Here is a 23470-nt window from a genome sequence, read left to right as displayed (position 1 = left end):
CCCGATCGCACCTGACGGCACCCGCATCCCGTCCCCGTACCACCAGTACGGGAAAGGGATCCGGTCACCGTCAGGACACGACCGTGCATCCGGCAATCCACCACCGAACTTCCGGCTCACGACACTAGTACGCGGCGCGTCACGCGGGGATAAGCGTCGGGCCGGGCAGCTCGACCGTGACGTCGAGGCCGCCGGCCTCGGGGGCGCTGATCCGCGTCCGGCCGCCGTGCGCCTCGACCACCGAGCGCACGATCGACAGGCCGAGGCCGGAACCGCTGCCTGTACCGTGGCGGGCCAGCCGCTCGAACGGCTCGCCGATCCGGTCGAGGTCGGCCGGGGGCACGAGCGGCCCGTCGTTGGTGACCCGCAGCGTCGCGTAGGGGCGGCCGTCGCGGACGCCCGAGCCGGTCTCCAGCAGGACCCGGCCGGCGGGCCGGTTGTAGCGCAGCGCGTTGTCCAGCAGGTTCGCGACCAGCCGCCGCAGCAGCGGCTCGTCGCCCCAGGCCTCGGCCCGATCGGCGCGGACGCGCAGCTCGACGCCGGTGATCGGGGCCGGGACGGCGGCGACCGCCCGGCGGGCCGTCTCCGCGAGGTCGACCGTCGTCCGGCGGTCGAGTCCGCGCTGGCTGCGGGCGAGCACCAGCAGCGCCTCCAGCAGCTCGTCGAGCTCGTCGGTGCCGGCCAGGACCTGCTCGCCCATCCGGCGGAGCTCGTCGGCGCTGGCCGCCGGGTCGCCGAGCGTGACGTCGACCTCGGTCCGGATCGCGGTCAGCGGGGTCCGCAGCTCGTGGCTGGCGTTGGCGACGAACCGTCGTTGCGCGTCGATGCTGTGGGAGAGCCGTTCGAGCATCGCGTCGAAGGTGTCGGCCAGCTCGCGGACCTCGTCCTGGGGGCCGTCGAGCGCGAGACGCTCGTCGAGGCGCTCGTCGGAGACGCGGCGGGCGGCGGCGGTGACCGCGCCGATCGGCCGCAGCACCCGGCGGGCGGCGAACCAGCCGATCGTGATCGCGATCAGGGTCGTGCCCGCCAGCGCGAGCGCCAGCTGGACCGCGATCCGCGAGAGCAGCGGGTCGGCGAGGTTGCCCGGCAGCGTCCGATGGAGGTGGTGGTCGAGCAGCCAGTAGGCGATCCCCAGCACGACCAGCGAGGCGCCCGCGAAGAGCGCGGTGTAGACCGCCGTCAGCCGCGCCCGGAGCGGGAGCCGCGAGAACCCGAGGCGGCGCGAGCCCGACGGTGTGGGGGAGTCGGCGCCGTCGGTCACATCCGGTAGCCCGCGCCGCGGACGGTCTCGATCAGCGGCGGATCCCCGAGCTTGCGCCGGAGCGTGACGAGCACCATCCGGACGCTGTTGGTGAACGGATCCGCGTTCTCGTCCCAGACCCGTTCGAGCAGCTGCTCGGCGGTCACGACCCCGCCGTCGGCGACGAGCAGCTCGTGGAGCACCCCGAACTCCTTCGGCGACAGCTCGAGCGGGACCTCCCCGCGGGAGGCGACGTGGCGGGCCGGGTCGAGCTCGACGTCCTCGCGACGGAGCACGCTCGGGCGGACGCGCTCGCTGCGGCGGCCGAGCGCGGTCACCCGCGCCGCCAGCTCGGCGAACCGGAACGGCTTGGCGAGGTAGTCGTCGGCGCCCAGGGCGAGACCCTCGACCAGGTCGTCGAGCGACCCGGCCGCGGTCAGCATCAGGATCTTGGTGTTCGGCTGCTCGGCGTTGAGGGCCCGGCAGACGTCGTCGCCGTGCGTCTCGGGCAGGTCGCGGTCGAGCACGACCACGTCGTAGGGGTAGACCCGGGCCTTGTAGAGGGCGGTCGTCCCGTCCCCGGCGAGGTCGACGGCCATCCCGTCGCGGCGGAGCCCACGCGCGATCGCGTCGGCGACCCGTTCGTGGTCCTCCACGACCAGGACCCGCACGCTAGACCTCGCCCGGGGTCGCTGGCGCGGGGATCGGCGGGCAGGAGACGTCGAGGTAGAGGAGCGGCTGCGGGGTCTGTTGCCGCTGCTGGACCTCGGCGGCGTCGGCCGCCGAGCGGATCTCGCCGTCGAGCCCGGAGAGGCCGGTCAGGCCGAAGCCGAGCAGCGCCATTCCGGCCGTACCGGTGAGCAGCAGTGGGAGAGCACCGCGTCGAGCAACCATCGCCTGTCCAGCCAACCGGACGGGGCTGAGGATGGCGTAAAGGTCTCGCCAGGACTGGCGATGGATGCTCGTCGCCGGTCGCGCTCAGATCACGCGGCCGACGAGGACCAGCGAGGCGCCGGCGCCGGCGAGCATCAGGGCCATCGCCGCGGCGACCACGGCCGGGGTCGACTGCTTCTTCCCCGGCTTGGTCACGACCGCGCTGCCCAGCTCCTCGTAGGCGGCGCTCAGGGCGGTGTCGTCGGGGGCGTCGAACGCCTTCCCGCCGGACAGCTCGGCGATCTTGCGGAGCGTCTCGCGGTCGGGCGGGACCGGCTCGGTCTTGATCGTGCCGTTGCGTCGGCGCGAGGTCAGGGTCCCACCGTCGGTGCCGAGGGCGATCGTGAAGATCCGGACCTCGGCGCGGTTGGCCACCTCGGCGACCGCCAGCGGATCTTCGCCGCGGACCGTCTCACCGTCGGAGAGCAGCACGATCGAGGCCGGCACCGGCTTGCCCTGGGTCCCGCCCGGACGCAGCACGCGGATCGCTGCGAGCAGCGCGTCGCCGGCGGCGGTGCTGCCGCGCGCGGTCAGCTCCGCGGTCAGCTGCCGGACCCGTTCGCGGTCGGTGGTCGGCTCCGAGAGCAACCGGACCCGGTTGCTGAAGGCGACCGCGCCGACCCGCACGTCCTTGGGCACGTCGTCCAGGAACTGGAACGACGCGGCCTTGGCGGCGGCCATCCGGCTCGGCGCGACGTCGGTCGCCCGCATCGACCCCGACACGTCGGTCACGAGCATCACCGACGCCTGCTCGATCGGGATCGCGACGCTCCGTTCCGGACGGGCGATCGCGATCACCAGGACGGCGGCCGCCAGCAGGTACGCGACCGGCGCGACGTGGCGCCGCCAGCCGGCCGGCCGCGGCACCACCGAGGGCAGCAGCGCGGGCCTGGCGAAGGCGGCCCGGCTCTGCCGCCGGCGCTCGTGGAGGACGTACAGGACGACCGCCAACGGCGCCAACAGCAGCAGCAGGAGCAGCAGCGGGGCGGCGAAGCTCACGGCGTCGGGTTCGGGCTCAGCGGGTCAGGGGTCGTCGGGGTCTGTGGGGTCGTCGGCGTCGGCGTCTGCGGGGCCTGCGGCGTGGTCGGGGTCTTCGGGTCGGGCACCGTGGTGGTCTTCGAGCCGACGTTGGCGGGGCGGTCGGTGAGGGTCACGTCGACCGTCCTCTTCTGCCCGTTGCGCTCGATCTCGACCTTGATCGTGTCGCCCGGCTTGTGCTCGTTGATCGTCCGCGTGACGTCGTCGGCCCGCTCGATCGTCTGGCCGTCGATCTTGGTGATCACGTCGCCGTCGGGGGTGTCCCCGGCCTTGAAGCTGGGGCTGACCGGCCGCAGGCCGGCGCGGGCGGCGGGACCCCCGGGGGTCACGACGCCGATCACGGCGCCCTTGATCCCGGGCGAGTCGCCCATCTGGATGCCGAGGTAGGCGTGCTGGACCGACTTGCCGCTCTCGAGCCGCGGGACCGCGTCGCGGACCGTGTTCGAGGGGATCGCGAAGCCGATCCCGACGCTGCCGCCGCCGGCGCCGGTGGTGGCGATCTGCGAGTTGACGCCGACGACCCGGCCCTTGAGGTCGAGCAGCGGGCCGCCCGAGTTGCCGGGGTTGATCGGCGCGTCGGTCTGAAGGACCTTGTCGATCGAGAAGTTGTTCTGGGCGCTGATCTGGCGCCCGAGACCGGAGATGATGCCGGCGGTCACGGTCTGGTCGAGCCCGAGCGGGTAGCCGATCGCGATCACCCCATCGCCGGTCTGGACCTTGTCGGAGTTGGCCAGCGGGAGCGGGACGAGCTTCTTGACCAGCTTCGGGTCGACGCGGAGGACGGCCAGGTCGGACGAGACGTCGGTCCCGAGCAGCTTCGCGGGCACGTCCTCGCCGCGGTCGCCGAAGCGGACCTTGATCGAGTTGCCGCCGCCGCTGACGACGTGGTTGTTGGTCACGATCGTGCCGCGGTCGTCGTAGACCCAGCCGGTGCCGTTGCCACTGTTGGTCGAGACGCGGACGACGCCGTCGTGGGTCGCCTCGTAGGCGGCGCGGATCGCGCCGCCGCCCCCGCCGTTGCCGGTGACGAGCGTCCGCTCGACGGTGCGGGTGGCGATCACCTGCGTGCCGATCGCGATCCCGGAGGCCAGCAGCGCGATCGCGCAGAGGACGACCAGGCCGATCATGGCGCGGCGGCGTGGCCCGGTCCAGCGCGGCGGCTCGTTGGGCGGAGCGGGGCGCGCTGAGCCCGTCGCCTGACGGTGCTCGCGGGTGGCGGCATCCGACGGCGAGTCGGCGCCGTCCAGCCACGGGTGGTGGTCGTCCTCGTCGGGACCGTCGGACCAGAGGGAGCGGTTGTCGGAAGGCATGGCGGGGCGCGAGGTTCGGGGAGCCCGGCGGAGTGCGGGCTCCACAACCATCGCGCAATCCGCGTCAGACCGGCGTAAGGATCCGATCAGGAGCGCGACGGTCGGGGTGATGTGGCCGGGTGGTCGGGCGTGGTCGGGTGGCTGGGGCGGGGGTCAGCGGGGCGGGTTGGGGGGGTGGTGAGCGGGTGGCGGGTGGGGGCGGGTGGCGTCACGATGCCTCGCCGGAAGGCCTGGCGTCAGGAAGCGTCGCCCTGCGACGCGAGATGACGCCGGTCGCCCGGGGCCGACGTCAAATGACCCCAGAGGCCGAAGTCGGGGGCGGCCTGGAGTCAGGACGCCCCGGTCGCCGCGGGGCGGGGTCATCTTGCCCCGCCAGGCGACGCCGAATGACCCCGGAGCCCTTGGGGCGACGCCGAATGACCCCGGAGCCGGCCTTTGGCCCGCGGCCGGCCGCGCGGCCTGCCAGGGCCGCACCGCCCCAGGGCCGCACCGCCTGCCAGGCCGCACCGCCCCAGGGCCGCACCGCCCCGCACCCCACGGCCCGCACCGCCCCGCGGCCGACCGGGTCGCGGTCGCGCTGAGGTCCGCCGTCATCAACGACGCCCCGACCGGCGGGATCGCGATCCCGCCGGACTGATCCAGCGCGATCGCGACCCCGCCGATCAGGCCGGGACGACCCCGGCCAGCAGCTCGCCCGCGACCCGGTCGGTCGCGCCGCTGGCCCCGCCGACCAGCCGCCGCGACAGCTGCGCGCGCCGGAAGTACAGCGGCGCGTCGTGCTCCCAGGTCGCGCCGATCCCGCCGTGGACGGAGATCGTCTCGCGGGTCGCGTAGTCGATCGCCTTCTCGGCCCCGGAACGGGCGGCGGCCGCGGCCAGCGGCAGCTGGTCGAGCGCGTGCTCCTCGGCCCAGGCCGCGTAGATCAGCAGCGACTTGGCGTTCTCCTGCAGCCGCAGGACCTCGACCAGGTGGTGCTTGACCGCCTGGTAGGAGCCGATCGCCCGCCCGAACGTGTGCCGTTCCTTGGCGTAGGCGACCGACGTCGCCAGCAGCGTCTCGACGGTCCCGACCGCCTCGCCGGCCAGCAGCGCCTGGGCGACGTGCCAGGCCCGGGCGATCGTCGCCTCGTCGCTGGCGATCCGGCGCCCGCGGGCCCCGGCCAGCCGGACGTGCCCGAGCGGCCGGGTGGCGTCGTAGCGCCAGAGCGACTCGACGTCGACGCCGTCGCTCGCCGGGTCGACCACGACCGCGACCGGCCGGGTCGCTTCGCCGTCGAGCGCGGCGATCACCAGCAGCCGGTCGGCACCGGCCGCGTCGGGGACCCAGCAGACCTCGCCGTCGAGGACCAGGTCGTCGCCGTCGGCCTTCGCGGTCGGCAGCGCGCCCCGCACCAGCCCGCTGCGCGGGTCGACGGTCCAGCGCGGATCGCCGTCGGTCGGCGGCGACGCCGGCAGCCAGGCCACGCGCAGCTCGCCGGCCGCGGCGGCCGCGGCCTCGGGGTCGCCGGCGGCGTCGAGGATCAGCGTCGCCGGCAGCACCGAGACCAGCGGCACCGGGGCGAGCACGCGGCCGGCCTCCTGGGCGACGATGATCGCGTCGTAGAGGCCGAGCCCGGCGCCGCCGTTGGCCTCGCTGGTGAGCAGCCCCGGCCAGCCGGCCTCGACCGCGGTCGGCCAGAGGTCGGGCAGCGGCGTCGGCTCGTCCTCCATCGCCTCGCGGGCGGCGGCGACGGTGTCGATCCGCTTGAGGGCGCCGCGGGCGGCCTCGCGCAGGAACTCCTGCTCGTCGGTCAGCGACAGATCCATCAGTGCTCTCCTCGAACGAGGTTGGGGGTCGTCACCGAGGGGAGCACTACGCCACCCCTTCCTGCTCGCGGGCCTTCAGATCGCTGAAGGGCACGCCCTTGTCCAGTCGCGGTTCGGGCGGGAGCCCGAGCACGCGCTCGCCGATCGTGTTGCGGAGGATCTCCTCGGTGCCGCCGGCCGACTTGAGGCCGGGGAGGAACGAGATCATGTAGCCGATGTCGCCGGCCTCGTCGAGCGCGTCGGGACCGACGACGTCGGCGATCAGGTCGCCGGCCTCGATCACCGAGCGGACGACGGTGACCTTGCCGAGCCCGAACTCCGGGCCGGGCAACGCTCCACCGGCGAGGTCGCTCAGCAGCCGGTGGCCCGCGAAGCGGCTGGCGATCAGCTCGGTGCCGATCTCGCCCAGCCGGCGGCGGACGTCGCTGTCCTCGCGGGCGCCGGGGGCCGCGGCGACGGCCGCGGCGAACCGCTCGGCGCTGTAGCCCATCGGGGAGGTGCCGATCGAGAGCCGCTCGAACATCAGGACGGTCAGGGCCGTGCCCCAGCCGCCGCCGACCGCGCCGAGCACGGCGTCGGCGGGCACCTGGACCTCGTCGAGGAAGACCTCGTTGAACTCGGCCTCGCCGGAGATCTGCCGGAGGCCGCGGATCGTGATCCCGGGCGCGTCCATCGGCACGATGAACATGGTCAGGCCCTTGTGCTTCGGCACCTCGGCGTCGGTCCGCGCGAGCAGGATCCCGAAGGCCGAGAACTGGGCGTTGGTCGTCCAGACCTTCTGGCCGCTGATCCGGAACGAGCCGTCGTCCTGCTGGACCGCGCGGGTCGTGACCCCGGCCAGGTCGGAGCCGGCGGCCGGCTCGCTGAAGAGCTGGCAGAAGACCTCGTCGCCGTGCAGCATCGGGGCGAGGTGACGGCGCTTCTGCTCGTCGGTGCCGTGGACGATGATCGCCGGGCCCATCATCCCCAGGCCGATGAAGTCGAGCGGGCCGGGAACGCCGGCGTGGACGAGCTCCTGGTTGACGATCACCTGCTCGATCGGGCCCTTGCCCTGGCCGCCGTACTCCTCGGGCCAGGTGACGCCGCAGAGCCCGGCCTCGGTCAGCTTCCGCTGCCAGCCGCGCCAGGCCTCGATCCGCTCGTGCTCGTCGGTGATCGCGTCGGCGCCGCGGACCTTCGGGGCCTCGGCGGCGTGCTCGTCGAGCCAGGCCCGCACCTGCTCCCGGAACGCTGCCTGCTCCGGGTCGTCGTTCAGATCCACGATCTCGTCCTTCCCGCGCCCTCAGGGACGCCGCTCGCTGCTGTCTGGCTGGCCAGCCAGGCATGTGCGGAGCATACGGGTCCCGGGGCCGGATCCCAAGCGGTTGGTGGCCCCCCGGGGAGGGCGGGGGGCGGCTGGCGGTCGGGAGCGTGGTGCGCGTCGGCGTCTGTTCGAGCTTGGGCACCGTCGTGGTGGGCGCCCACGACGAGAACGGGCGGGGACGGTAGGTTCGTCCGGGCGTCGCGCTGCCGATGACGCAGGGAGAGAGACCGATGCGTTCGATTCATGCCGAGACCCACGCGCGGTGCGTTGCTGCGAGCGATGACGCTCTGTGGCGGTTCGCTGTGCGGCAGGCCCCCGTGCCCGGCCTCGGAGGCCGACTACGGGGCGTGACGGGCGGGGCGGGGGTGGGCTGATGCTCGAGGACGCCCTCGACGTGATGACCGGAATCGTGGGTCTCCTCCCGGAACCCGACCTGGCGGACCCCGACCGGAAGGGCGTGAAGGGCGGCGGGATGGGTGAGGACGACAGCGATCTGGCGTACCGCGCCGGCATCACGCTGCTGCGGAAGTTCCTCGAGGGACGATGGATCGACCTCGCGAACGTCGACGTGAGGCGTGGCGTCCTGAAGATCCCGGTGGGGCGTGGCCGCGTCATCGCCGGTGCGGGCGGCCACCCCGAACGGCGTGAGCGGGTCCCCGAGCGCTACAGCGGCACGCTGCGCGTCTACGGCCTCGAATCGTGGGGAGGCGAGGGCGATGGCGCGCACTCGCAGGGGCTGGAGTTCCTCGCCCTCTCGGTCGACGTCGAGGCGTTGGGGCTGAGGCTGACGCTCGAGGGCCCGGGGGGCTCGTTCCTGCGGATTCGCGTCAGCCGGTTGAAGTTCGCCTTGGTACCCGGTCCCGGGGAGCGCGGCCATCGCCGGGTCGTCTCCGTCAGGCATCCGATGCGGCTGGGCAAGCGCACCGGGCACCTGATGCACTCGCTGGTCCGGCGGTCCGGCGAGGCGGCCGTCCTGACCGCTGCCGACGGCGACCGTCGGTCGGACGTGGAGCGGTTCTACCGGCTCGATTCCGCGGACGGGCGGGGCGCGCCGATCATCGTGCTCGTGCCGCGCAAGGGCCGGAGGGTCAAGCTCTGGGTGGCCGGCTCGGAGCTGTTCTCCCCCCGGATCTGCGCACTCCGCGCCAGGGACCGCGACGGCCTCGCCTCGCTGGACGCGATCGTGCGCGAGGTCCTGCGGGGGCGGGTGGTCGAGGCGGTCCGGTGGCGCCGCGGCCGGGAGGGTCGGCGGATGCTGATCATCGGAGATCCGGCGGCGCCGCTCGTGACGCACCGGAGCGGTGGCTCGTGGATCGATCGGCTGCCGGGGCGTGAGGTGCGGCGCGTGCGGACGCAGTTCGCCCCGTACGCGGTTCCGGCGGGCACCGGTGCGCGCCGGCCGGAGGTCTCGTGATGACCGTCGTGCGGAGGCTCTGGGTCGGTTTGACGCTGCTGATCGTGGTGCTGGTCGCGCTCGGCGCCGTCGGCTTGATCGAGCGCTTCTCGGCCACGACGCTGGTGTTCGTGGGCGTGTCCTTCGTCCTGTCGGCCTTCCAGCTGTGGGGCCCGAGCCGGTTCAACGGCCATCCGTCGAGGCGGGAGCAGCGGGAGCGGGATGACTGACGGCCGGGAGGGCGCGGGTGGGCGATCCCGTCGGCGATCGCCCGGCCGGGACCTGCTCGGCCGGAACCCGGCCGTCCGCGCCCCTACAGCTCGTCGACCAGCGCCGAGACCCGCTGCAACGTCTTCGCGGTGACGGCGAGGTCGGCGGGGTCGACCTGGGCGAGGGCCTCGTGCCAGCGGCTGTCCCAGGCGTCGCGCTTGGCGACGACGAGCGCGCGGCCCTCGTCGGTCAGGCGGACGAGGACGACCCGGCGGTCGCCCGGGAAGGGCTCGCGGTGGACGACGCCGCGCTGCTCGAGCTGGTCGATCGCGGCGGTCATCGAGGCCGGGTTCAGCTCGACGGCGCGGGCGAGCGCGCCGGCCGGCAGCGGCTTGCCGGCGTCGAGCAGGTGGGTCGCGATCCGCAGCTGGGAGTGCGAGAGCTCGCCGGATCGCTGCTGGTCGCGACCGCGCAGGCGGCGGGCGGCGCCGAACAGGCCGAAGACCGCTTCGACCAGCTCGTCGGCCTCGGTCGGGAGGGGCGTCGCCGAGGAGCGGTCCGGCGCGCTCGGATCGCGGATCGTCCCGGTCCCGGTCCCGGTCCCGGTCCCGGTCCCGGTCCCGGTCCCGGTCCCGGGCGTCGGGGCGGTGGCGTTCTCGGCGAGGGCCACCTCGGCGGTCGTCGCCGTCGCGTCGGCGTCACCGGCGGCAGTCGTGCGGGTGGGATCGGCGGTGGTGCTCATGCGGCCTCCAGAGCGGTGTCGTTCGGGGCGAGGCGGAGTCGCGGCGGTGAAGAGGCCGGTGAAGGGGCCCGGCGTTCTTTGCAAGCAAATCTTACCACCCGCAAAGATTGGCTCTTGCAATCTGTGCTGAACGTCACCGGGGCTTTGCGCGCCGGGCTGGGGCGCCCGGGCTAGCTGCTCGGCGCCTCGACTGGCCCGTGGCCGACGAGCACCCGACGGCGACGCAGGCGGTCCGCCAGCGGCAGCTCCGGCAGCGCCAGCTGGCCCTCGACGACGGCCGCGACGAGCGCGGTCCGAACGATCGCGCTCGGCCCCTCGTGGAGCAGGTAGCGGGGGACCCAGACCGGCCGGAACTTCTGGTTGAAGCGGTACAGGCGCTCGATCTGGAAGAAGCGGTCGAGCTTCAGCGCGATCCAGCCGACGATCCGCTCCAGCCGCCGCTGGGGGTCGTGGATCCAGCGCCGCATGAAGGCGAAGTTGAGCGAGACCTGCTCGATCCCGTGCTCGCGCGCGGCCTCGACCGTGCGGGCGATCAGGAAGTCGACCACGCCGTTGGGCAGATCGCGCTCGTGCGGGGTGCTCGACAGCGACCAGCGCGGGCCGACCGGGGTCGGGACCACGTGGACCAGCGCCCGCACCGCGCCCTCGGCGTCCCGCGCGAGCACGGCCAGCGAGCTGGCGGAGGCCGCGTCGCCGAGCGGCAGCTCCATCGAGAAGCCGTGGGTCTGCTTCTCGCCCCAGGCCAGCACCACGCGGGCGATCCCGTGGCGGGTGGCGGCGTCGATGTCGCCGAGTCGGACGAGCTCCGCCGTATAGCCGTGGCGGGTCACCCGCTGGACGGCCTGGCGGACCTTCTTCATCGGCCGGCCGTCGAGCGTGAACGCGTCGACGTCGAGCAGCGCCTCGCAGCCGACGTACTGCGCGCGCAGCCGGGTCCGCTCGGGGATCCGCGCGGCCAGCTCCTCGCTCGCGCCGAGCACGCCGAGCCGGAGGTCGTGGTGGTCGGCGATCTCCCGCAGCTCGGTCAGCAGCTCGGCGACCGCGTCGGGCGGCCCGCAGGGGGCGGCGCCGACCAGCAGCACCCCACCCCGGATCTGGAAGCAGGTCGCGGCGCGTCCGTCGGCGGTCACGTGGTGGTGGACGTCGCCGCGGCGGGAGAAGCCGCTGAGGGTGTCGGTGCCGTGCGTGGCGAGCACGACCTCGGCCCGCTCGCGGGCCCCGTGGAGGGCGGCGACCGGCCGTCGCCGGAAGACGATCGTGACCGCCAGCAGCAGCGCCATGATGCTGGTCACGCCGATCGCGTCCGGCACCCACCGCAGCAGGTGCGGCATCGGCAGCATGGTGTCGCGCGAGAGCGTCAGCAGGGCGGCCGACTCGCGGGCCAGGGTCGTGATCGAGGCCCCGCTGTCGGTCCGCCAGTTCGCGGCGGCGAGGATCGCCATCGTGATCGCGAAGACGCCGACGGCGAGCCGGGTGATCATCGAGGCGACCGCCGTCCAGCGGACCTCGAGCGGCTCGACGGTGAAGGCGCCGCGGGCCCGCCAGAGGACCCACGCCAGCCCGCCCGTCGCCGCGGCGGTCACCAGGTCGAGGCCCTTGAAGACGTTGAGGACGGCCAGCACCACCAGCCAGCCGACGGCGGCCTCGAGCGCGCGCCGGTGGCGGCGGGCGAGGTAGCGCCCGCTCAGCAGCAGCGCGACCCCGGCCGGCACGGAGAGCGCATGGGCGACGTTGAGGACGCCGGAGCCGACCAGATCGTGCAGCAGGTCGAAGCGCTGGTTGCGGAACGGCGTCAGCGCCGACGCCAGGTTGGCCAGTCCGGCGACCGCGGCGGCGATCCCCGCAGCCAGCGGCACGTGCACGCTCCGGCGAGCCACGAACCGCGCGGTCACCACGGCGGTGACGACGAGCACGAGCATGCTCAGCAGGCTGGGGATGACGTGGGACGGCAGCAGCACGCGCGGGATGGTGACAGGCAGGGCTGAGCGCGACCTGTGCTCCCCCTCAGCCGATCAGGAACCTGAACCGCTGACGGTCAGCGCTGCGTCGAGGCGTCCCCGCGGTCTCACCGGCCCTCGGCCGATGCTGCCCGTGTTGCGTCTCGCGCCGGGCTCAGTGCAGGACGACGACGAGGACCGCGCCGACCGCCGCCCACAGCACCGCCGGCACCGCGACCATCCCCCCGGCCGCGGGGACCAGCGAGAAGCTCAGGATCCGGGCCCGCGGGGCGAGCGCCAGGTGGACCGCGGTCAGGGCGATCGCCGCGCCCGTGGCGGCCAGCGGCCCGAGCGGGTTCCAGGCCGATTCGGCGTCACCGGTGAGCCCGATCGCCAGCGCGATCGCCGCCCCGAGGACGGCGACGGCGACGGCCACGACCGGCCGCGAGCGGCGGGCGACCCCGTCGGCGGCGATCAAGACCACCAGCGCGGCCAGCACGGCGACGAGCGGGCGAACCGCCCCGCCGGCCAGGACCAGGAACGTCAGGGCGACGGCGACCCAGGCACGGCTGCCGGGCAACGCATCCTTGAGCGGGATCACGCGCCGGGCCCCCCGAGCGCGAGGTAGCGCTCGCGCATCCAGACCGGGAAGGCGACCGAGCGTCCCTCGCCGATCAGGGCGCAGACGTAGGTGGTGTGGGCCTCGGCCCGCAGCTCACCGTCCCCCTCGTCGGTCGCGCGATAGCGGAGCGTGACCGACGAGCGCCCCAGGCGGTGCAGGTCGACGGTGATCAGCAGCTCGTCCTCCGGGCGCACCGAGCGCGAGAACTCGACCTCGGTCTTCACGACCAGGGTCTCGATCCCGCCGGACCGGATCGCGGCGAACCCGCCGAGCCGGCCCTCGTTGAAGCGCATGTAGGCGTCGTCGAAGAGGTCGAGGAAGCGTGGGTGGGCGAGCACGCCCTGCGGGTCGCACTCGAGGAACCGGACCCGTACGCGCAGCTCGACCGGCCCGCTCGACGGCTTCGGCGCCCACGGCGGAGGCGCGTCGGTCAGCGCGCTGCCGGCGGTCGCGCTCACGCGGCCGTTGCGGCCGTGGCCTCGGGCAGCGCGAGCGGGCCGACCCCGGGCTGGTCCTGCTTGATGTGCTCGTCCGCGTGGTAGCTGGAGCGGACCAGCGGCCCGGCGGCGACGTGGTCGAAGCCGAGCTCCTCGCGGCCGATCTTGGCCAGCTCGTCGAACTCGTCCGGGTGCCAGTAGCGGACGACCGGCAGGTGGGTCTCGGTCGGCCGCAGGTACTGGCCGATCGTCAGGATCTGGACGTCGACGGCGCGCAGCATCTTCATCGTCTCGACGACCTCGGAGAAGCTCTCGCCGAGGCCGACCATCAGGCCGGACTTGGTCGAGATGCGGTCGCCGGCGATCGCCTTGGCGTTGCGCAGCACCCGGCAGGAGCGCTCGAAGGTCGAGCCGCGACGGGCGACCTGGTAGAGCCGCGGGACGACCTCGACGTTGTGGTTGAAGACGTCGGGGCCGGCCTCGAGCACGGTCGCCAGCGGCATCTCCTCGCCACGGAAGTCGGGGGTCAGCGTCTCGATCTTGGTCTCCGGCGACTGACGCCGGATCTGGTTGATCGTGGCCGCCCAGATCCGCGAGCCGTAGTCGGGCAGGTCGTCGCGGTCGACCGAGGTCACGACCGCGTGGCGGAGGCCCATCAGCGCGATCGAGCGGGCGACGCGGGCCGGCTCGAGCGGGTCGTTCCAGGTCGGCGTGCCGGTCATCACGTGGCAGAAGCCGCAGCGGCGGGTGCACGTGTCGCCGAGGATCATGAAGGTCGCGGTGCCGCGCTCCCAGCATTCTCCGATGTTCGGGCAGGCCGCTTCCTGGCAGACCGTGTTGAGGCCCTCGGTGGCGATCTGGTTCTTCAGCTCGCGGTACTTCTCGCCGCCCGGCGCCTTGACCTTGAACCACTCCGGCTTGCGCTCGCGGAAGGGCCGTGTCTCGGTCCCGAGGACCTTGCTGACGTCCATTCCGCCGGGGTTCGCCCGCGACCGCGTCTGGCGGATCGGGAGCGGCTTGGTCGTCGCCTCGGACACGTGTCCAGCCTAGCGCGCCGCGCCGGGCGCCTCGTCGGGACCGGAGCCGTGTGCCCGACGGTCGTCCGGGTCGGGCTCCGCCGCGGCCAGCCGCCGCAGCTCGTCCGGGTCGGCCGCGACCGTGGGCACGCCGAGCTCGGTCGCCAGCGCGGACGCGAAGCGCTCGCCGACGGCGCGCACCCGCACGGCCGAGTCGAGGCCCGGGTCGCTGGCGAGGTCGGGCTGCCCGGCCTCGCGGGCGATCGACGTCATCGGCGCGGTCAGGCCGCAGGGCACGACCCAGGAGAACGGCTCGAGGTCGGTGACCACGTTGAGGCCGACGCCGTGGGCCGTGACCCCGTGCGAGAGGTGGAGGCCGATCGAGCCGAGCTTGCGGTCCCCGACCCAGACGCCGGTGAAGTCGAGCGACTCGGCACAGCGACCGCGGGCGTCGACTCCCTCGGCGGCGGCGACGGCGACCATCGCCCGCTCCAACCGCCGGACGAGTCCGATCACGTCGCGGGTCCGGGCGATCAGGTACCCGACCAGCTGGCCGGGCCCGTGGTAGGTGACCTTGCCGCCGCGGCGGACGTCGACGATCTCGATCCCCCGCTCGGCGTACCACTCGTTGCCCATCGGCAGCTCGTCGGAGGTCGAGCGGCGGCCGCGGGTGTAGACCGGCGGGTGCTCGAGCAGCAGCAGCAGGTCGCCGACGCGGTCGTCGATCCGGGCCGCGCGCAGACGGTGCTGGAGGTCGAGCGCCTGCTCGTACGGGACGCTCCCGAGCCAGGCGACCGCGAGCGGGCCGTCGGGGTCGCTGAGCGGGCTGCTCTCCCCGGCCGGGAGCGCGTCGGAGCCGGCGCAGGCGTTCGGCGGATCGGGGACGGCGTCGCTCACGAGATCGCCTTGCCCGGCGTCAGGTCGACCCGGCAGCCGTCGAAGCCCTTCTGCAGCTGCTCCTTGCTCGGCCCGTCCTCGGCGAGCATCTTCGAGACGGTGACCGGCTCGAGCTTGCGCTTGCGCATCTCGGCGATGATCTTGGGCAGCGCGGCGAAGGTGTTCGGCTTGACCTCGTGCATGAGGATGATCGAGCCGGGGTGGAGGCCCTTGATCGCGGTCTCGGCGATCGAGGCGGCGGTCGTTGCGCCGAGCGCGTCCTGGGTGTCGACGTTCCAGAGCACCTGGACCTGGTCGTTCTCCTGGATGATCCGGTCGGTGGTCGCGTTGTGCGACTCGTACGGCGGCCGGAACAGCTGCGGGGGACGGCCGAGCGCGCGCTGGCTGGCGCGGTTGCCGGCGTCGATCTCGGTCCGCTGGTCCTTCTCGCTCAGCGTCGCGAGCGCGGGGTGGTTGAGGGTGTGGGAGCCGGAGTCCCAGCCGAGGTTGCGCTGGACCCGGACGAACTCCTCGCGGCCCGGCACGTTGCGGCCGATCCGGAACATCGTGACCGGGACCTTCTCCTTGCTCAGGAGCGAGATGAACTTCGGCGAGAGCTCGCCGGGGCCGTCGTCGAAGGTCAGGGCGACCCAGGGCTTCCGGCCCGCGCCGCAGTAGACCGGCAGGCCCGTCTGGGCGTAGCGGTCGACGGCCTGCATCCGACTCAGCTGGTCGACGGCGGAGGTCGAGGCGAGGGCCAATGGGGAGGTCAGGAGGCGTCGGTCGGCGGAGGTCGTCGCCGGCGTGTCGGGGCTGTCGCCTCCGCTGCTGGCGACGGCCGCGACGAGGACCACGAGCAGGAGCACGAGCGCGAGGCCGCCCCCGGCGAGCAGTCGGCGGCGGCGGACGATGTGGGCGGTGGGGCCCATGGGGCCCGTGGGGCCACCGGGGCGGGGCCGGCGGGGCGGCTGACCACCGCCGTTGCCGCTGCCGCGGCCGGATCTCGTGCCGTTGCCGCGGCCGTCGCCCGTGCCGTTGCCGGTGGGCGGGTCGTCGCTGGCGATGGTCGCCGGTCCACCGCGGTCGTGGGTCGCGGTGGCCTCGGTGCCGCGGTCAGCTGCCGTCGCGGACGACGGTCCGGGCAGGGGCGCTCCAGCTCGCGGTGCGAGGTCGGCTGATGCCTCGCTGCCGCGCTCGTCGCGGGCGCGTGGCGGGGCGTCCCACTCGTCGTCGCCCCAGTCCCAATCGGCGATCTTGCGATCGGGACGGTGTCCGGGGCGGCTCGGGGGATCGGAAGGCGGTCCGGCGGGAGCCACACGACCACGGTAGACCAAGAGCGGCCTTGCGCATCGCACGGGCTACTCTGGGCACATGCGGTGGCCGCGCATCGCTCGCGGGGACGACCTCCCCTGGTGGCTCGCGCGCTTGCGCTGGACCCTGCGCGGGGAGAGCGCGCTGCTCGGTTTCGTCGCGGCCGTGCTCGTCGACGCGCTACTGCTGACGCTGCTCCCGGTTCGCGGCGACGGCGGTCCGTTCACCCGTGCGCTGCTGGTCGGCGTGGCCCTCAACCTGGCCCTCGTGGTGGTCGGTGGGGCGATCGGCGCCCGCCTGCTCCGTCGTCGCGATCCGTCGCTTCCGCGGCTGGTCGCCCGCGACCGGGCGGCGACCTACGCGATGCTCGGCGGGATCGTCGCCGTCTGTCTGGCAGGAATCGTGCACCGTCCGGCGGTGACCGCCGAGCGGAACAAGATCGACGACGTGCTCTCCAGCGCTCGCGAGCTGGCGAAGCGGGCGGCCCCGGCGGTCGTCCGGGAGCACCTTGATCGGGTCGACCTGCGCCGGCTGACGACCAACGTCTACCGGGTCTGCTTCTCGCTGGAGCAGCCGGACCGTGCGTGGTGCGTGAACGTCCGGCGCGACGGCCCCGACTTCCGGGCCCGGCACGACCTCGACACCCGGCCGAACGACCAGGCCGGCGGGGTGGCGGGGCCGGCGCCGGTCGAGCTGCGGGAGCCGTAGGGCGGGGCGGCACGGCGGGGCGGGGCGGTCCGTGGGGCGGCGGGGCCGGGGCGCGGCGTGCGGGGCGTGCGGGGCGTGCGGGGCGGCGGGGCGTGCGGGGCGGCGCGGCGGCGGGGCGTGGCTGCCGGCCGGGGCGCGGCACCCCGGCGCGGCAGGGCGTGGGGCGCGACGCGGCCGGGGCGGGGCGTGCGGGGCGGCACGGCGGCGGTTCTTGTTGAGGTTGACCACCGTAGTGGTGGCAAACCTCAAGGAGAACGATTCGCGCGCCCCAAATGCTGCGCAGCCGAAGTGGTTGCAAGTGCAACTATCTGTTGGTACCGTTGCTTTGGCAACTTCCTACTGGAGGAGCGGTCATGGAACGCAGCGCACGACAGCGGCAGGGCAGGCGCCACGGAGCCCCCTCCGAATCGCGACAGGACGCGGCCCCGCGGGTAGCGATCCGCGGGCGGGTGACGGCATGAGCGCGCTCCTCTTCGAGGAGCGTCCCGCCGCCGGTGCGGCCGAGGGCCTGCTCGTCCTCCACCACGGGCGCGGCACCGACGAGCGTGACCTGATCGGCCTCGCCGACGTGCTCGACCCCGAGCAGCGGCTGCACGTGGTGACGCCCGGCGGGCCGCTCACGGTGCCCGGCTGGCCCGGCAAGCACTGGTACGTCGTCCCGCGGGTCGGCTACCCCGACCCCGAGACCTTCGCGGCGGCCTACCGGGCGCTGGCGACGTTCCACGACGAGCTCTGGCAGCGGACGGGGATCGGTCCCGAGCGGACGGTCCTCGGCGGCTTCTCGATGGGGACGGTGATGAGCTACGCGCTCGGGCTCGGCGGCGACCGGCCGGCGCCGGCGGGGATCCTCGCCTTCTCCGGCTTCATCCCGACCGTCGAGGGCTGGTCCCCCGACCTGCTCGGGCGCCCGCAGCTGCGGGCCTTCGTCGCCCACGGCCGCCAGGACCCGATCATGGACGTGGCGTTCGGTCGCCAGGCGACCGAGCTGCTGCGCGCGGGCGGGATCGACGTCAGCTACCACGAGTCCGAGGCCGCCCACCAGATCGTCCCGACCGACGTCCTCGCCGCGGCGGGCTGGTTGACCGAGACGCTGCCGGCCACCTGAGGGTCGGCGGGGCGCTTCCGCTGCCGGCTGCCGGTTCGGCGGGCGCGCTTCGGTCGGTTGGGGGCCGCCGGCCGCGCTTCGCGATGTGTTCTCCACCGTGACGGTCGAGAACACATCGCGAAGCAAGAACGCGGGGTGTTCTCAGCGGTGCCGCAACCGGTTGCGGCACCGCGGGGGTCGGCCGCGCCGCCTGGTGTCCCGCCTGCCCCGCCTCGGCCCGCCTGCCCCGCCTCGGCCCGGCCTCCCGCCTCGGCCCGCCTGCCCCGCCTCGGCCCGGCCTCCCGCCTCCGCCCGCGGAGCCGCCCTTGGCGCCTACGCCCGCAGCAGCGGGGCCGGCTGCTCGAGCAGGTCGGCGAGGCGGCGGAGGAACGCGCCGCCGTGGGACGGGTAGATCGCGCGGTGGTCGGCGGTCAGGGTCAGCGAGACGAGCAGCCGCGGGACGACCGCGTCGCCGACGACCCAGGGCCGCCGCCGCGGGGCGCCGAGCGCGAGCACGGCCCCGGTCCCGGGCGGCATGATCGCGTCGAAGCGATCGGGGCCGTCGCTGCCGCCGTCGACCAGGGCGAAGGTCGGGCCGGCGCTGTCGGGAGCCCGGAGGCTGCCGTTGCGGATCTTCTCGGTCACGTCCAGCCGCCGGGCGGCCAGGGCCGTCAGCGACTGGTGGGCCGCGTCCAGCAGGGTCGGCAGCACGATCGCCTCGCCGTCGAGGTCGACCGCCAGCGCGATGTTGGCCTGCGACCACGACTCGAGCTTGCCGTCGCGCCAGGCGCCGTTGACGCGCTCGTGCTCGCCGAGCGCGATCCCGGCCGCACGGGCGACCGCGTCGACCAGTGCGACGTCGCCGCCGATCGCGTCCTGGAGGTCCTCGACGTCGACGTCGACGGTGGCGGTCCAGGTCGGGACGGTGGCCCGGACCTCGGCCATCCGCCGGGCGAGCGCGGTCTGGGCGCGGGACGGGATCCGCGTCGTCGCGGTGCCGCGCTTCGTGCCCTCGGCGACGGTGACGTCGTTGGGCGGGGTGACGAGATCGGTCGACTCGGACATGGGGCCTTCGAGCATCGCACGTCGGCGGCGCGGGCCGACCGTCGGCGTCGCGGATACGGGACGGATGGCGGGCCGTCGCTGCGGCCGAGGTCGTGTCCTGAGGCCGGTCGGTGCCGGGCCGCGAGGCCCGTCGCTTCCGGGTCCCGAGGCCGGTCGCTTCCCGGGCCCCGAGGCCGCGCGGTCCCGGGCCACCCGGACGCGGGACACGGACCGTGGGACCGTGCCCGGGGCTAGAGCGCGAGGCTGCCGGGATGCTCCAGCAGGGTCCGCAGGCGGTCGAGGAAGGCCGCGGCGTGGGCGCCGTAGATCACCCGGTGATCGCTGCTCAGGGTCGCCGCCATGATCGGCCGCAGGACCGGCTGCCCGTCGACCGGAACGTAGCGCTGCGTGGTCGAGCCGACCGCCAGGATCGCGCCCTGACCGGGGGTGATGATCGCGGTGAAGTGGGCGACGCCGAGCATCCCGAGGTTGCTGACGGTGAAGGTGCCGCCCGAGAGGTCGGCGGGGGTCGCCTTGCCGGCCCGCGCGCGGCGGGTCAGGTCGCGGGTCCGGGCGGCGATCGTCCCCAGCGTCAGCGTGTCGGCGTCGGGCACGACCGGGACCACCAGCCCGCCGTCGTCGGTCGAGACGGCGACCCCGACGTTGACCCGCTCGAAGCGGTGGATCCGGTCGTCGCTCCAGGCGCTGTTGACGCGCGGGTGCTCGCGGAGGGCGATCGCGCAGGCCTTGACGATCAGGTCGTTGACCGAGGGCACCCGCTTCTCGGTGCTGCTGTTGTGGACGGCCTTGAGCTCGCCGCGGAGGGCCAGCGCGGCGGCCATGTCGATCTCGACCGTGACGGTGAACTCGGGGATCTCCGTGCGGCTCTGGACCATCCGCTTGGCCACGATCCGCTCGATCCGCGACGGCTCGCGGACGTCGACGTCGACATCCGGGCCCTTCGCGGCGGTCGTCGCGGGCGCGGCCGGTTGGCTGGCGTCGTCGCCGGTCCGCTTCGCCGTCGTCGCGGGGACGGCCGCCTCGGCCTCACCGGCGGTCTCGTCGTCGCCCGCCGCCGGACCGGCCGCCTTCGCGCCGTCGTGCCCGTTGCGACCCGTCCCTGCGCCGGCCTTCGCCGTCGCGCCGTTGGTGCCGCCGGCGTGCGCCACGGTCCCGGTCAGGACGCGCTCGCCGGCCGCGGCCGTGCCGCGCGTCGCGGCGATGCCGACCAGCGCGTCGTCGGTCTCGATCCGGGCGATCGTCGCGCCGAGCGGCACGGTGTCGCCGGTGCCGGCGGTGATCCGCAGGACCCCGCTCTGGTCGGCGGCCCAGGTCGTCGTGGTCTTGTCGGTCTCGATCTCGACGATCTCGTCGCCGGACGCAACCCGCGCGCCGTCTTCGACCAGCCAGGCGACGATCGTTCCCTCGTCCATCGAATCCGACAGACGGGGCATCAGGACCTCAGGCATTGCCGCCCACCGTAGCGGCCGTTTTGCCCGTTGCAGACGGGGATTTCGGCGAACCCGACGACCGGGGGGCGGCACGCGGTCGGTTCCGGGCGAGGACCCGACGACCGGGGGGATCAGCGGCCGCCGGGTCCGCCGGTGGTGGTCCGGCACGGCGGGTGGCCGCTCGTCGCGTCGTCCTGCCGGTGCGGCGCGTGGCGCACACGGGACGTACGCCGCCGATGCCACCCGTCCACGAGCGGCGATCGGCACCCGCCCGCGGCCGACGGGTCCCGCTCGGCTAGCCTCGAGCGGTGCGTCGCGCGCCAATCGAGCCGGGGGACATCGTCGAGGTCGACAAGAAGGGGCGTCGCTTCTTCGCCCTCGTGATCGGCATCGAGGGCACCGGCGATGTCCGGATCGAGCCTGTCTGCCGGGGCGTCTCGTGGCGGACGGCGACCTCGCGCGAGCTGATCCGGCACTGGAAGAAGGCGGCCCGCCGCAAGTACCAGGCGAGCCCGGACGAGCACGAGGCCCAGCTCGACCTCGGGCTGGACGTCGACCCCGACGACGAACCGATCGGCTGAACGGGCGGGCTCCGCCGGCGGCGATCGCCTGCCCCGCGGCCCGGCTGGAGACGCGTCACCCGCCTCGCCGCGGCCAGCCGCGCGCCGTCGCGCCGCTCCTCGCCGTGTCGGACCCCGGCGCCCTGCCTACCGCTGGTCGGCGACCGGCGGAGCCGGCGGCACCGCGCGGGCGAGGTGGGCTGCGGCAGCCTCCAGGCCGTCGTCGCCGTGGAAGACCCGGTCCCCGGTCCAGACCGCCGGCACCGTCCGGACGCCGCGGGCGATCGCTCGCTCGGTCGCGGCGGTCAGCTCGGCCGCGACCGCGTCGCGACCGAAGGCCTGGACCACGGCCCGCGGATGCATCTCGCAGGCTGCGGCGGCCAGCAGCACGTAGGTCTCGGTCGAGAGGTCGTGCCCGCCCGCGAACGCCTGGCGGAAGGCGGGCAGGCTGAACGAGACGACCCGCCCGATCCCCTTCGCGTACCAGGCGGCGAGCAGCGCTCGGGTGCTGTCGAAGGGCAGCTCGACCGGCCACCGCAGCGGCTGCATGTCGCGCTCGCGGGCGAGCGCCTCGACCCGGTCGCGGGCGGCCAGCTCGTCGCTCTCGCAGCGGAAGCCGGACCAGGCCTCGCCGTCGGGGAGGCGCGACGAGTCGATCGGGACCCACGGCGTGGCCACCGGCAGCACCTGCATCACGCGCTCGGCGGCGAGGTACGACCAGGGGTCCCGGAAGTCGAAGTAGAAGGCCGGCGGGCCCTGCTCGTCCGGCGCCGCGGTGACGTCGATCGGCGGCGGGCCGGAGTCACCCGTCGGGGACGGGCTCGAGTCGGCCGTCGGCGGCGGACCCGAGGCGGGGGACCGGGCAGCGTCGCCCGATCCCTCCCAGCGCGTCACCGGGAGCCCGCTCGCGGCGGGCTCCCGGGTGTCGCGTTGCGGGTGGTCGGTCACCCGTGGATGAGCCAGCCGTCGGCGGCGCGGGCGGCCTCCATCACGGCCTCCGACAGCGTCGGGTGGCCGTGGATCGTGCGCGCGACCTCGGCGTAGCCACCCTCGAGCGCGCGGACGTTGACCAGCTCCTGGATCATCTCGGTCGCCTTGGCGCCGACGATGTGGCCGCCGAGCAGCTCGCCGTACTTCTTCTCGCCGATGATCTTGATCGTCCCGGACTCGCCGTAGACGGTCGCCCCGCCGACGGCCCCGTACGGGACCTTGCCGACGACGACGTCGTAGCCCTGCGCCCGCGCCTGCTCCTCGGTCAGCCCGAACGAGCCGACGTTGGGCTTGCAGAAGGTCGCGCGGGGGATGTCCGGGTAGGAGATCGGGTGCGTCTGCTTGCCGGCGATGTCCTCGGCGGCGATCACGCCCTCGTCGGAGGACTTGTGCGCGAGCGCGGGACCGGGAACCAGGTCGCCGATCGCGTAGACGCCCTTGCGGGAGGTCCGCAGCGCGCCGTCGACCTTGATCAGGCCACGGTCGTCCAGCTCGATCCCGGCGACGTCGAGCCCGAGGCCTTCGACGTCGGGCGCGCGGCCCGTGGCGATCACGAGCCAGTCGGCCTGGCCGGCGGTCGGCTCGGCGTCGCCCTTGGCGAAGCTGAACGAGACGCTGGAGTCGCTGGTCTGGACGTTCGAGACCTTGGTCCCGACGTGGACGTCGATCCCCTGCTTCTTGAACTCGCGGTTGGCGACGCGGGAGATGTCGACGTCCTCCGACGGCAGCACCCGGTCGAGGAACTCGAACAGCTGGACCTTCGACCCGAGCCGCGCGTAGGCCGACGCGATCTCGGTGCCCGACGCGCCGGCGCCGACGACCACGATCGAGCCGGGCAGCTCGTCGAGCGCCCACGCCTCCTCGGTGCCGATCACGCGCCCGCCGTACTCGACGCCGGGGATCGCGCGGCGGACGGAGCCGGTCGCGAGGATCACGCCCTTGGCGGCGGTGTGGGTCTCCCCGTCGACCACGACGTTGCCGTCGGCGTCGAGCTGCGCGCTGCCGGCGATGTAGTCGATGCCGTTCTTCTTCAGCAGCCCGGCGACGCCACCGGTGAGCTGGTCGATGACCTTGCGACGACGGGCCATCACGGCCTGGAAGTCGACCTTGACGCCCTCGATCTGGAGGCCGAACTCGGCCCCGTCCTTGACCTCGGTGAGCACGTCCGCCGTCCGCAGCACGGCCTTGGCCGGGATGCAGGCGTAGTTCAGGCACCGTCCGCCCACGGTGTCCTTCTCGATCACCGCCGTCTTCTGACCAAGCTGGGCCGCACGGATCGCGGCGACGTAGCCGCCGGGTCCGGAACCGATGACGATGGTGTCGTACTGAGCCATTTGGGCGTCTTCCTGCGTCGTTCTCTGGGTCGCGCCTCGACCTTACTGAACCGACTGGGAGGGCCGATCAGCGCGGGACGGGACCCCCACGGGGCCAATCTGCGTCGATCGGCGCGGGGTGGGGTG

The 23470-nt window shown here is 74.2% G+C and carries 23 protein-coding genes; 5 read left to right on the top strand and 18 right to left on the bottom strand.

Features of this window, described 5'->3' with window-relative positions; all coding sequences use genetic code 11:
• Positions 1-139 precede the first annotated feature (139 nt).
• The 7 genes from ACVUH9_RS08140 to ACVUH9_RS08110 all read right to left on the bottom strand — a co-directional run bounded on the left by ACVUH9_RS08140 (position 140) and on the right by ACVUH9_RS08110 (position 7587).
• On the bottom strand, positions 140-1261 hold the full coding sequence (locus tag ACVUH9_RS08140) for an ATP-binding protein (protein WP_475755733.1): 1122 nt from the start codon (positions 1259-1261) through the stop codon (positions 140-142).
• Positions 1258-1911, bottom strand: a complete 654-nt coding sequence (locus tag ACVUH9_RS08135) for a response regulator transcription factor (RefSeq protein ID WP_475755731.1) — start codon at positions 1909-1911, stop codon at positions 1258-1260. The genes ACVUH9_RS08140 and ACVUH9_RS08135 overlap by 4 nt, the downstream gene beginning before the upstream one ends.
• Position 1912: 1 nt before the next feature.
• The gene (locus tag ACVUH9_RS08130; RefSeq protein WP_475755729.1) at positions 1913-2134 is read right to left on the bottom strand and encodes a hypothetical protein; all 222 of its coding nucleotides are present in this window, start codon (positions 2132-2134) and stop codon (positions 1913-1915) included.
• An 84-nt stretch (positions 2135-2218) separates the two neighbouring features.
• Positions 2219-3172: a VWA domain-containing protein gene (locus ACVUH9_RS08125; RefSeq protein ID WP_475755727.1), complete on the bottom strand. Its 954-nt coding sequence runs from the start codon at positions 3170-3172 to the stop codon at positions 2219-2221.
• Entirely contained in the window at positions 3169-4521 is a 1353-nt protein-coding gene (locus tag ACVUH9_RS08120) for a S1C family serine protease (RefSeq protein ID WP_475755725.1), read from the bottom strand. The genes ACVUH9_RS08125 and ACVUH9_RS08120 overlap by 4 nt, the downstream gene beginning before the upstream one ends.
• Before the next feature lie 662 nt (positions 4522-5183).
• Complete coding sequence (locus ACVUH9_RS08115) at positions 5184-6326, bottom strand: acyl-CoA dehydrogenase family protein (protein ID WP_475755723.1); 1143 nt, start codon at positions 6324-6326, stop codon at positions 5184-5186.
• 46 nt (positions 6327-6372) lie between these two features.
• Complete coding sequence (locus ACVUH9_RS08110) at positions 6373-7587, bottom strand: acyl-CoA dehydrogenase family protein (protein ID WP_475755721.1); 1215 nt, start codon at positions 7585-7587, stop codon at positions 6373-6375.
• Between the two features lie 415 nt (positions 7588-8002).
• Here ACVUH9_RS08110 and ACVUH9_RS08105 point away from each other — a divergent pair, with 415 nt between their 5' ends.
• Positions 8003-9043, top strand: a complete 1041-nt coding sequence (locus ACVUH9_RS08105) for a hypothetical protein (RefSeq protein WP_475755719.1) — start codon at positions 8003-8005, stop codon at positions 9041-9043.
• Positions 9043-9252 carry a hypothetical protein gene (locus ACVUH9_RS08100; RefSeq protein ID WP_475755717.1) on the top strand — a complete coding sequence of 70 codons (210 nt, stop codon included), beginning with the start codon at positions 9043-9045 and terminating at the stop codon, positions 9250-9252. The genes ACVUH9_RS08105 and ACVUH9_RS08100 overlap by 1 nt, the downstream gene beginning before the upstream one ends.
• A gap of 83 nt (positions 9253-9335) precedes the next feature.
• Here the strand turns inward: ACVUH9_RS08100 and ACVUH9_RS08095 are convergent, their stop codons facing one another.
• The 7 genes from ACVUH9_RS08095 to ACVUH9_RS08065 all read right to left on the bottom strand — a co-directional run bounded on the left by ACVUH9_RS08095 (position 9336) and on the right by ACVUH9_RS08065 (position 15791).
• Complete coding sequence (locus ACVUH9_RS08095; protein ID WP_475755715.1) at positions 9336-9974, bottom strand: MarR family winged helix-turn-helix transcriptional regulator; 639 nt, start codon at positions 9972-9974, stop codon at positions 9336-9338.
• 170 nt (positions 9975-10144) lie between these two features.
• Positions 10145-11932, bottom strand: a complete 1788-nt coding sequence (locus ACVUH9_RS08090) for a bifunctional lysylphosphatidylglycerol flippase/synthetase MprF (RefSeq protein WP_475755713.1) — start codon at positions 11930-11932, stop codon at positions 10145-10147.
• A 154-nt stretch (positions 11933-12086) separates the two neighbouring features.
• On the bottom strand, positions 12087-12512 hold the full coding sequence (locus tag ACVUH9_RS08085; RefSeq protein WP_475755711.1) for a hypothetical protein: 426 nt from the start codon (positions 12510-12512) through the stop codon (positions 12087-12089).
• Positions 12509-12991 (bottom strand): acyl-CoA thioesterase, encoded by a 483-nt coding sequence (locus ACVUH9_RS08080; protein ID WP_475755709.1) that lies wholly within the window; start codon positions 12989-12991, stop codon positions 12509-12511. The genes ACVUH9_RS08085 and ACVUH9_RS08080 overlap by 4 nt, the downstream gene beginning before the upstream one ends.
• Positions 12988-13941, bottom strand: coding sequence for a lipoyl synthase (gene lipA / locus ACVUH9_RS08075; RefSeq protein ID WP_475756108.1), 954 nt, complete (start codon positions 13939-13941; stop codon positions 12988-12990). Before lipA ends, ACVUH9_RS08080 begins: the two co-directional genes overlap by 4 nt.
• A 75-nt stretch (positions 13942-14016) precedes the next feature.
• Positions 14017-14883: a lipoyl(octanoyl) transferase LipB gene (gene lipB / locus ACVUH9_RS08070; protein WP_475755707.1), complete on the bottom strand. Its 867-nt coding sequence runs from the start codon at positions 14881-14883 to the stop codon at positions 14017-14019.
• On the bottom strand, positions 14880-15791 hold the full coding sequence (locus ACVUH9_RS08065) for a polysaccharide deacetylase family protein (protein ID WP_475755705.1): 912 nt from the start codon (positions 15789-15791) through the stop codon (positions 14880-14882). Before ACVUH9_RS08065 ends, lipB begins: the two co-directional genes overlap by 4 nt.
• A 442-nt stretch (positions 15792-16233) precedes the next feature.
• Here ACVUH9_RS08065 and ACVUH9_RS08060 point away from each other — a divergent pair, with 442 nt between their 5' ends.
• A complete protein-coding gene (locus tag ACVUH9_RS08060; protein WP_475755703.1) occupies positions 16234-16881 on the top strand; it encodes a hypothetical protein in 648 nt (215 codons plus the stop codon).
• A gap of 457 nt (positions 16882-17338) precedes the next feature.
• The gene (locus ACVUH9_RS08055; protein WP_475755701.1) at positions 17339-17986 is read left to right on the top strand and encodes an alpha/beta hydrolase; all 648 of its coding nucleotides are present in this window, start codon (positions 17339-17341) and stop codon (positions 17984-17986) included.
• 312 nt (positions 17987-18298) lie between these two features.
• Here the strand turns inward: ACVUH9_RS08055 and ACVUH9_RS08050 are convergent, their stop codons facing one another.
• Both ACVUH9_RS08050 and ACVUH9_RS08045 read right to left on the bottom strand, forming a co-directional pair.
• The gene (locus ACVUH9_RS08050) at positions 18299-19030 is read right to left on the bottom strand and encodes a 2-oxo acid dehydrogenase subunit E2 (protein WP_475755700.1); all 732 of its coding nucleotides are present in this window, start codon (positions 19028-19030) and stop codon (positions 18299-18301) included.
• A 230-nt stretch (positions 19031-19260) separates the two neighbouring features.
• Positions 19261-20478 carry a dihydrolipoamide acetyltransferase family protein gene (locus ACVUH9_RS08045; RefSeq protein ID WP_475755698.1) on the bottom strand — a complete coding sequence of 406 codons (1218 nt, stop codon included), beginning with the start codon at positions 20476-20478 and terminating at the stop codon, positions 19261-19263.
• 290 nt (positions 20479-20768) lie between these two features.
• On the opposite strand from ACVUH9_RS08045, the gene ACVUH9_RS08040 reads away from it, so the two are divergent.
• Positions 20769-21041, top strand: coding sequence for a hypothetical protein (locus tag ACVUH9_RS08040; RefSeq protein WP_475755696.1), 273 nt, complete (start codon positions 20769-20771; stop codon positions 21039-21041).
• 126 nt (positions 21042-21167) lie between these two features.
• Here ACVUH9_RS08040 and ACVUH9_RS08035 read toward each other — a convergent pair whose 3' ends face one another.
• Entirely contained in the window at positions 21168-21968 is an 801-nt protein-coding gene (locus tag ACVUH9_RS08035; RefSeq protein WP_475755694.1) for a DsbA family protein, read from the bottom strand.
• On the bottom strand, positions 21965-23344 hold the full coding sequence (gene lpdA / locus ACVUH9_RS08030) for a dihydrolipoyl dehydrogenase (RefSeq protein ID WP_475755692.1): 1380 nt from the start codon (positions 23342-23344) through the stop codon (positions 21965-21967). The genes ACVUH9_RS08035 and lpdA overlap by 4 nt, the downstream gene beginning before the upstream one ends.
• Positions 23345-23470: the final 126 nt, after the last annotated feature.

Source organism: Patulibacter ginsengiterrae (genome assembly GCF_056269115.1).
The sequence above is the reverse complement of the archived record's forward strand: the minus strand, read 5'-3'. Positions and strand labels throughout refer to the sequence as shown.